11 protein-coding genes are annotated in these 8,626 nt (G+C 62.8%); 1 reads left to right on the top strand and 10 read right to left on the bottom strand.

What is annotated here, in order from left to right:
• Nucleotides 1–52: 52 nt before the first annotated feature.
• From OGY67_RS10565 to OGY67_RS10525, 9 genes are all read right to left on the bottom strand, one after another.
• Nucleotides 53–757 (bottom strand): IS6-like element IS26 family transposase, encoded by a 705-nt coding sequence (locus tag OGY67_RS10565; protein WP_001067855.1) that lies wholly within the window; start codon nt 755–757, stop codon nt 53–55.
• Nucleotides 758–803: 46 nt separating this feature from the next.
• A complete protein-coding gene (locus OGY67_RS10560; protein ID WP_000179845.1) occupies nt 804–2,072 on the bottom strand; it encodes a TnsB C-terminal domain-containing protein in 1,269 nt (422 codons plus the stop codon).
• A 74-nt stretch (nt 2,073–2,146) separates the two neighbouring features.
• A complete protein-coding gene (locus tag OGY67_RS10555; RefSeq protein WP_000204520.1) occupies nt 2,147–2,854 on the bottom strand; it encodes an EAL domain-containing protein in 708 nt (235 codons plus the stop codon).
• Nucleotides 2,851–3,087 (bottom strand): broad-spectrum mercury transporter MerE, encoded by a 237-nt coding sequence (gene merE / locus OGY67_RS10550; RefSeq protein WP_000993386.1) that lies wholly within the window; start codon nt 3,085–3,087, stop codon nt 2,851–2,853. Before merE ends, OGY67_RS10555 begins: the two co-directional genes overlap by 4 nt.
• Entirely contained in the window at nt 3,084–3,446 is a 363-nt protein-coding gene (gene merD, locus OGY67_RS10545; protein ID WP_001277457.1) for a mercury resistance co-regulator MerD, read from the bottom strand. The genes merE and merD overlap by 4 nt, the downstream gene beginning before the upstream one ends.
• Before the next feature lie 17 nt (nt 3,447–3,463).
• Nucleotides 3,464–5,158 carry a mercury(II) reductase gene (merA, locus tag OGY67_RS10540; RefSeq protein ID WP_000105636.1) on the bottom strand — a complete coding sequence of 565 codons (1,695 nt, stop codon included), beginning with the start codon at nt 5,156–5,158 and terminating at the stop codon, nt 3,464–3,466.
• Between the two features lie 51 nt (nt 5,159–5,209).
• Complete coding sequence (merC, locus tag OGY67_RS10535; RefSeq protein WP_001340589.1) at nt 5,210–5,632, bottom strand: organomercurial transporter MerC; 423 nt, start codon at nt 5,630–5,632, stop codon at nt 5,210–5,212.
• Between the two features lie 35 nt (nt 5,633–5,667).
• Entirely contained in the window at nt 5,668–5,943 is a 276-nt protein-coding gene (merP, locus tag OGY67_RS10530) for a mercury resistance system periplasmic binding protein MerP (protein WP_000732292.1), read from the bottom strand.
• Nucleotides 5,944–5,956: 13 nt separating this feature from the next.
• A complete protein-coding gene (locus OGY67_RS10525) occupies nt 5,957–6,307 on the bottom strand; it encodes a mercuric transport protein MerT (protein ID WP_001294663.1) in 351 nt (116 codons plus the stop codon).
• Between the two features lie 71 nt (nt 6,308–6,378).
• Between OGY67_RS10525 and merR the strand changes: the two genes are divergently transcribed.
• Complete coding sequence (gene merR / locus OGY67_RS10520; RefSeq protein WP_000429836.1) at nt 6,379–6,813, top strand: mercury resistance transcriptional regulator MerR; 435 nt, start codon at nt 6,379–6,381, stop codon at nt 6,811–6,813.
• 1,060 nt (nt 6,814–7,873) lie between these two features.
• Here merR and tetR(A) read toward each other — a convergent pair.
• Entirely contained in the window at nt 7,874–8,524 is a 651-nt protein-coding gene (gene tetR(A) / locus OGY67_RS10510) for a tetracycline resistance transcriptional repressor TetR(A) (protein ID WP_000164043.1), read from the bottom strand.
• Between the last annotated feature and the right edge of the window lie 102 nt (nt 8,525–8,626).

Genomic DNA, 8,626 nt, shown 5'->3' with positions numbered 1-8,626 from the left:
GGCACTGTTGCAAAGTTAGCGATGAGGCAGCCTTTTGTCTTATTCAAAGGCCTTACATTTCAAAAACTCTGCTTACCAGGCGCATTTCGCCCAGGGGATCACCATAATAAAATGCTGAGGCCTGGCCTTTGCGTAGTGCACGCATCACCTCAATACCTTTGATGGTGGCGTAAGCCGTCTTCATGGATTTAAATCCCAGCGTGGCGCCGATTATCCGTTTCAGTTTGCCATGATCGCATTCAATCACGTTGTTCCGGTACTTAATCTGTCGGTGTTCAACGTCAGACGGGCACCGGCCTTCGCGTTTGAGCAGAGCAAGCGCGCGACCATAGGCGGGCGCTTTATCCGTGTTGATGAATCGCGGGATCTGCCACTTCTTCACGTTGTTGAGGATTTTACCCAGAAACCGGTATGCAGCTTTGCTGTTACGACGGGAGGAGAGATAAAAATCGACAGTGCGGCCCCGGCTGTCGACGGCCCGGTACAGATACGCCCAGCGGCCATTGACCTTCACGTAGGTTTCATCCATGTGCCACGGGCAAAGATCGGAAGGGTTACGCCAGTACCAGCGCAGCCGTTTTTCCATTTCAGGCGCATAACGCTGAACCCAGCGGTAAATCGTGGAGTGATCGACATTCACTCCGCGTTCAGCCAGCATCTCCTGCAGCTCACGGTAACTGATGCCGTATTTGCAGTACCAGCGTACGGCCCACAGAATGATGTCACGCTGAAAATGCCGGCCTTTGAATGGGTTCATGTGCAGCTCCATCAGCAAAAGGGGATGATAAGTTTATCACCACCGACTATTTGCAACAGTGCCCATCGGCGTAGTAGTGGATGTGGTCGATGACAAAGCCGGTGCGGGTCAGCGTGCGCCGGAGGATCGGCAGAAAATCGACCAGGAACGAAGTAGCGCGTGTGACGACGGCCGGTACGCCGACACGCGCCACGGCCTCGGCCCAGCGCGCGGCCGGCGGTTGGAGCAGGCCGTTGTGCACCGAACCGTGGTAGGTGCCGACCGCCAATGTGAGCCAGCGCTCTAGCTCGCGCAGCGTCAGGGCGGCCTTGTTTTCGGAATCGTAGTCGCCGCGCTGGTCAGGGTTGGAGAAGGTCGTTCCCGGCAGTTCGTCGTGAATCATCTGCATCGCCGTGCCGATGATCCGTTCCACGATGCCGCCATAGTGCGGCTGTCCCAGCGGGCGATAGTCCAGCCGGATGCCATGCTGCTCGCAACCCCGGCGCAGGGCCTCGCTCTTGAACTCGGCCGCGTTGTCTAGGTAGAGCAGCAAGGGCTTGCCGCTCATCTGCCAATCCATTTCCACGTTCAGTCCTTCCAGCCAAGGGCGCTTGTCGCAGGCGACATGCACGAGGCACAGGCCAACCGAAACGGCAGACGGCGCTTCCAGCGTGACGACCATGCCGAGCACGCAGCGGGTGAACACGTCGATGGCGAGGGTCAGGTACGGGCGGCCAATAGGTTGCCGGTCGCGGTCATCGACCACGATCAGGTCGATGACCGTATGGTCTATCTGCACCTGCTCCAGCGGCGCGGTCACGGCAGGAGGCTCGCCGCCCACACCTTGTAGGTCACGAGCGGCATCCTGGCCTTCCCGCCGGCGGATGACCTTGCGCGGGTCAAGGCTAGCGATCCGTAAGGCCACGGTATTGCGCGCCGGCACTCGCAGTTTTTGAGCCTTGCACACCTGAGTGACTTCGCGGTGAAAGGCCGCTAGGCTGCGCTTCTGCTTGGTCAGGAACCGCTTTTGCAGTAGCTCGTGGATGACGCGCTCGACCGGTTCCGGCAAGCGCCCCTTACCTTTACCTCCACCGGACTGGCCGGGCACCAGATCCGTCACGAGGCCGCTGCCTTGCCGGGCACGCCGGATCAGAACGTATACCTGGCGCCGAGACAAGCCCAGCGCCTGAGCCGCCATATCGGCCGCTTCGTGCCCGACCGTCTCCGACTGCGCCAACGGACTGATGATCTCCGCACGACGGCGCGCACGCTCCCAAGCCTCATCAGGCAGAGTGGCCACGCCTTGTTCTGGAATCCGTGGGGTGTCCGTCGCCATGCTCACCTCGCTTTGGTGCACACGAGTATTGAGCATAGTCGAGATTGGTGCAGATCACTTCTGATATTGAACTGTCAGGAGCTGGCTGCACAACAGCCATTACGCCCAATCAACTGGTGCAGTCGTCTTCTGAAAATGACATCCATGCCCAGCCCGTGCGCGAGCTGGATCACCGCCCGCACGATAGTTTGGTCACGGGCATCATCCGGGAGCCTGGCGACAAAGGATTGGTCGATTTTCAATGTGGTGATGGGGCAGCATTTCAGATGTTGCAGGCAGGAATAGCCGGTGCCGAAGTCGTCGGCGGCGAAGCGCACGCCGATGGCGCGCAAGGCGTCGAAACTGGCGAACAGGGCTGGATTGCCGAATGCGACCGATTCGGTCAGTTCGATCTCCAGAAGCTCGGCGGGCAGGGCCATATCGGCCAGCACCCGCTTTACCTCGTCGTCGAACGTTGGCCCAACCTGGCTGGCGGACACATTGATGGCAAGACGGAACGGTTGCCATGCCGGTCCTTGCCACTTGTGCATCTGGCGACAGGCCTCGCCCAGCACCCACGCGCCTATTTCCGGCATCAGGCCGAACGACTCGGCCAGCGGCAGGAACTGGCCGGGCGGCAACAGGCCAAGCCTCGGATGCCGCCAGCGCATCAACGCTTCCGCGCCAGCGATCCGGTGATCGCGCAGATCGACCAGCGGCTGGTAATGCAGGTCAAGCTGTCCGCGCGCCGCCGCCTGCGCCAACTCGGCCGCCGTCCATCCGGCGGGCTGCGAACTCGTCATGATCCGCCCCGGAAGGCGCGCAGCAGCCGCGTTACGGCCAGAACGAACAAGCCGGTCAGCGCGAGCGCGGCAACACCCCAATGCTCGCCAAGGAAGGCACCGGCGGTCGTCCCGGCCAGCACGGCGGCGAGAATCGGCAGATGGCAGGGGCAGGTCAACACGGCCAGCGCACCCCACAGGTAGCCGGAAACGGGTTGGCGCGTCTCGGGCGGCAGTTTGTCAGGGGCGTTCACGGCAATGCCTCCTCGTGCGCCCGCTCGGCTGGCATGGAGGCCAGTTGCGCGTCCAGATGGGCCAACGCCGCGCGCCGCCGCTCGACCAACTGGCGCAGCACGGCAAGCTGCGCTGCGGCTTGTGCGCCGTCCGCTGCGTCGAGCGCACGGCACAGCCGCGCCAGGGCATCCAGGCCGATACCCGCCTCGAAGGCCGCGCGCACGAAGCACAGCCGTTGCAAGGCCGCATCGTCGAACACGCCGTAGCCGCCCGTGGTGCAGGCCACCGGCCGTAACAAGCCGCGCACCAGGTAGTCGCGCACGATATGTACGCTCACCCCAACGTTATGGGCCAGTTGCGATACCGTGTAGGCGCTCATCGCACACCTCCTTGTCCTCACCCGGCGCAGCAGGAAAGCTGCTTCACATCCTTGTTGAAGGTCTGCGCCGCGAGCTTCAACCCTTCGACCATCGTCAGGTAGGGGAACAACTGGTCGGCCAGTTCCTGCACCGTCATCCGGTTGCGAATCGCCAGTGCGGCCGTCTGGATCAGTTCGCCCGCTTCCGGGGCCACTGCCTGCACGCCGATCAGTCGTCCGCTGCCTTCTTCAACCACCAGTTTGATGAAGCCGCGCGTGTCGAAGTTGGCGAGCGCGCGCGGCACGTTGTCCAGCGTTAGCGTGCGACTATCAGTTTTGATGCCGTCATGGTGCGCTTCCGCCTCGCTGTAGCCTACGGTCGCCACTTGCGGGTCGGTGAACACCACGGCCGGCATCGCGGTCAGGTTCAGGGCCGCGTCACCGCCGGTCATGTTGATCGCGGCGCGAGTGCCGGCCGCTGCCGCCACATAGACGAACTGCGGCTGGTCGGTGCAGTCGCCTGCGGCGTAGATGTGTTCCACGCTTGTACGCATGCCGGGGTCGATGACGATAGCGCCTTGCGGGGTGAGCGTGACGCCCGTCGCATCCAGTGCCAGCTTGCGTGTGTTGGGCGCGCGGCCGGTGGCGACCAGCAGCTTGTCGGCGCGCAGTTCGCCGTGCGCCGTGGTGAGCACGAATTCGCCGTCCCCTTCACCATTGATATACGCGACCTGGCTGGCCTGGGTGTGTTCCCTCACCTCGATGCCCTCCATGCGGAATGCGGCCGTGACGGCTTCGCCTATAGCTGGGTCTTCGCGGAAGAACAGCGTGCTGCGAGCCAGGATCGTCACCTTCGCTCCGAGTCGGGCGAACGCCTGCGCCAGCTCCAGCGCCACCACTGATGAGCCAATCACGGCCAGGCGCTTAGGAATCGTCTCGCTGACCAGCGCTTCAGTGGAAGTCCAGTACGGAGTGTCTTTCAGGCCGGGAATCGGCGGCACGGCCGGGCTCGCGCCGGTGGCGATCAGGCAGCGGTCGAATGCCACCACGCGCTCGCCGCCGTCGTTGAGTTGCACGATCAGGTTGCGATTGTCCTTAAAGCGGGCGGAGCCGTGCAGCACAGTGATCGCCGGATTGCCCTCCAAGATGCCTTCGTACTTGGCGTGGCGCAGTTCATCGACGCGGGCCTGCTGCTGGGCCAGCAGCGCCGTGCGCTGGATGGTCGGCGTGGTAGCGGCGATGCCGCCATCGAACGGGCTTTCCCGGCGCAGATGGGCGATATGGGCGGCGCGGATCATGATCTTGGACGGCACACAACCGACATTGACGCAGGTGCCGCCGATGGTGCCGCGCTCGATCAGCGTGACACGTGCGCCTTGCTCGACGGCCTTCAGCGCCGCTGCCATCGCGGCCCCGCCGCTGCCGATGACGGCGATATGCAATGCGCCGCTGCTACCCGTCTTGTCGTTTCTGCCCAGCAGATCGCGCATCTTGTCGAGCAATCCGCCCGGCGTCGAAACTGAGGGGGCATCGGCCAGCGTGGCCCGATAACCGAGTCCAGCTACAGCGGCCGTCAGCGCGTCGGGTGACGTGCCGACCTCAATGGCGAGCTTGGCGCTGCCCTTGGCGTAGGAGACATCCGCTGATTGCACGCCGGGCACTTTCTCCAGGGCGTCCTTGACATGCACTGCGCACGAGTCGCAAGTCATGCCGGTGATTTTGAGAGTGCTCATACCATCGTTCCTTATTCGTGTGGGCCGCCGTGTCGCACGGTCAGCCGTCTTTCACAAGCGCTTGGCGGGGAGTTCGCAGCCGTCCGGTCCGCAACGGCGATGCGCCGGCGACACGAAGTCCCAGATCGACACCCCAATCATCAAGGCCAGGCCGACGTACATCAGGTTCGCCGTCCACCAGTTGCCGAGCAGCCAGACCGTGGCCGCAAACACGATGGCCGGGCCGATCATGCCGAGCAGACTGCGCAGCCATTGCCGATGACTGAACCAACCCAGCGCGTTCGCCAGGAAGGCCAGCGCGGCAAACAGCGGCAGCAGGCGGCTGATGAACAGTCCCTCGTACTGGCTCAAGAAGCCCAGCCCGATGGCCGCGCCGAAGCTGGCGAGGGCTGGAAAGCAGGCGGCGCAGCCCATCGCGGAAACGACGCTGCCGAGCGCGCCGGTTTTATCGGCAATGCGTGTCATCAGTCCCATGAAGCGGCTCTCGCTGTTGTCGTTGGCTTGCTGGCTCACTGCTTGACGCTGGACGGATAGCCGGCGTCTGCGGTGGCCTTGGTCAGCTTCTGTACGCTGGCCTTGGTGTCGTCAAAAGTGACGACGGCCTCGCGCTTCTCGAAGCCCACATCGACCTTGCTCACGCCTTCGACCTTGGAGAGCGCTTTCTTGACTGTGATCGGGCAGGCGGCGCAAGTCATGCCGGGAACCGCTAGCGTGACGGTCTGGGTAGCGGCCCACACCGGGGCAACAGCGGCGGCGAGGGCAAGGGAGGCAAACAGTTTCTTCATGATGAACTCCTGGTTAATAGAAAAATGGAACGACATAGGGAAATCCAAGCGCGACCAGGACCAGCACGGCCACGATCCAGAAAATCAGCTTGTAGGTGGCGCGCACCTGCGGAATCGCGCAGACCTCACCTGGCTTGCATGCCTGCACGGGCCGGTAAATCCGCTTCCAGGCGAAGAACAGCGCCACTAGCGCCGCGCCGATGAACAACGGTCGATAGGGTTCCAGCACCGTCAGGTTGCCGATCCAAGCACCGGAGAAGCCCAGGGCGACCAGTACTAGCGGCCCCAGGCAGCAGGTCGATGCAAGAATGGCGGCCAGCCCGCCGGCGAAGAGCGCACCGCGCCCGTTTTGTGGTTCAGACATACGTTGGCCCTTTTGAATTTGGATTGGATAGCGTAACCTTACTTCCGTACTCATGTACGGAGTCAAGCGATATGGAAAATAATTTGGAAAACCTGACCATTGGCGTTTTTGCCAAGGCGGCCGGGGTCAACGTGGAGACAATCCGCTTCTATCAGCGCAAGGGCCTGTTGCGGGAACCGGACAAGCCTTACGGCAGCATCCGCCGCTATGGGGAGGCGGACGTGGTTCGGGTGAAATTCGTGAAATCGGCACAGCGGCTGGGGTTCAGTCTGGACGAGATTGCCGAGCTGTTGCGGCTCGACGATGGCACCCACTGCGAGGAGGCCAGCAGCCTGGCCGAACACAAGCTCAAGGACGTGCGCGAGAAGATGGCCGACTTGGCGCGCATGGAAACCGTGCTGTCTGAACTCGTGTGCGCCTGCCATGCACGAAAGGGGAATGTTTCCTGCCCGTTGATCGCGTCACTACAGGGCGAAGCAGGCCTGGCAAGGTCAGCTATGCCTTAGCGTGCTTTATTTTCCGTTTTCTGAGGTGCCCCCTAATTGAGCATTTCCAGGCGCTTGCGCCTGGTCAACGAAAGAGTCAGCGCCGTAGGCGCTGCCATTTTTGGGGTGAGGCCGTTCGCGGCCGAGGGGCGCAGCCCCTGGGGGGATGGGAGGCCCGCGTTAGCGGGCCGGGAGGGTTCGAGAAGGGGGGGCACCCCCCTTCGGCGTGCGCGGTCACGCGCACAGGGCGCAGCCCTGGTTAAAAACAAGGTTTATAAATATTGGTTTAAAAGCAGGTTAAAAGACAGGTTAGCGGTGGCCGAAAAACGGGCGGAAACCCTTGCAAATGCTGGATTTTCTGCCTGTGGACAGCCCCTCAAATGTCAATAGGTGCGCCCCTCATCTGTCAGCACTCTGCCCCTCAAGTGTCAAGGATCGCGCCCCTCATCTGTCAGTGAGGGCCAAGTTTTCCGCGAGGTATCCACAACGCCGGCGGCCGCGGTGTCTCGCACACGGCTTCGACGGCGTTTCTGGCGCGTTTGCAGGGCCATAGACGGCCGCCAGCCCAGCGGCGAGGGCAACCAGCCCGGTGAGCGTCGGAAAGGCGCTGGAAGCCCCGTAGCGACGCGGAGAGGGGCGAGACAAGCCAAGGGCGCAGGCTCGATGCGCAGCACGACATAGCCGGTTCTCGCAAGGACGAGAATTTCCCTGCGGTGCCCCTCAAGTGTCAATGAAAGTTTCCAACGCGAGCCATTCGCGAGAGCCTTGAGTCCACGCTAGATCTATCTCATCTGCGCAAGGCAGAACGTGAAGACGGCCGCCCTGGACCTCGCCCGCGAGCGCCAGGCGCACGAGGCCGGCGCGCGGACCCGCGCCACGGCCCACGAGCGGACGCCGCAGCAGGAGCGCCAGAAGGCCGCCAGAGAGGCCGAGCGCGGCCGTGAGGCTTGGACGCTAGGGCAGGGCATGAAAAAGCCCGTAGCGGGCTGCTACGGGCGTCTGACGCGGTGGAAAGGGGGAGGGGATGTTGTCTACATGGCTCTGCTGTAGTGAGTGGGTTGCGCTCCGGCAGCGGTCCTGATCAATCGTCACCCTTTCTCGGTCCTTCAACGTTCCTGACAACGAGCCTCCTTTTCGCCAATCCATCGACAATCACCGCGAGTCCCTGCTCGAACGCTGCGTCCGGACCGGCTTCGTCGAAGGCGTCTATCGCGGCCCGCAACAGCGGCGAGAGCGGAGCCTGTTCAACGGTGCCGCCGCGCTCGCCGGCATCGCTGTCGCCGGCCTGCTCCTCAAGCACGGCCCCAACAGTGAAGTAGCTGATTGTCATCAGCGCATTGACGGCGTCCCCGGCCGAAAAACCCGCCTCGCAGAGGAAGCGAAGCTGCGCGTCGGCCGTTTCCATCTGCGGTGCGCCCGGTCGCGTGCCGGCATGGATGCGCGCGCCATCGCGGTAGGCGAGCAGCGCCTGCCTGAAGCTGCGGGCATTCCCGATCAGAAATGAGCGCCAGTCGTCGTCGGCTCTCGGCACCGAATGCGTATGATTCTCCGCCAGCATGGCTTCGGCCAGTGCGTCGAGCAGCGCCCGCTTGTTCCTGAAGTGCCAGTAAAGCGCCGGCTGCTGAACCCCCAACCGTTCCGCCAGTTTGCGTGTCGTCAGACCGTCTACGCCGACCTCGTTCAACAGGTCCAGGGCGGCACGGATCACTGTATTCGGCTGCAACTTTGTCATGCTTGACACTTTATCACTGATAAACATAATATGTCCACCAACTTATCAGTGATAAAGAATCCGCGCGTTCAATCGGACCAGCGGAGGCTGGTCCGGAGGCCA

This window comes from Citrobacter sp. Cpo015 (assembly GCF_030333035.1).
Classification (GTDB): Bacteria; Pseudomonadota; Gammaproteobacteria; order Enterobacterales; family Enterobacteriaceae; genus Citrobacter; species Citrobacter portucalensis.
This window is presented reverse-complemented; position numbering and strand designations above follow the sequence as displayed.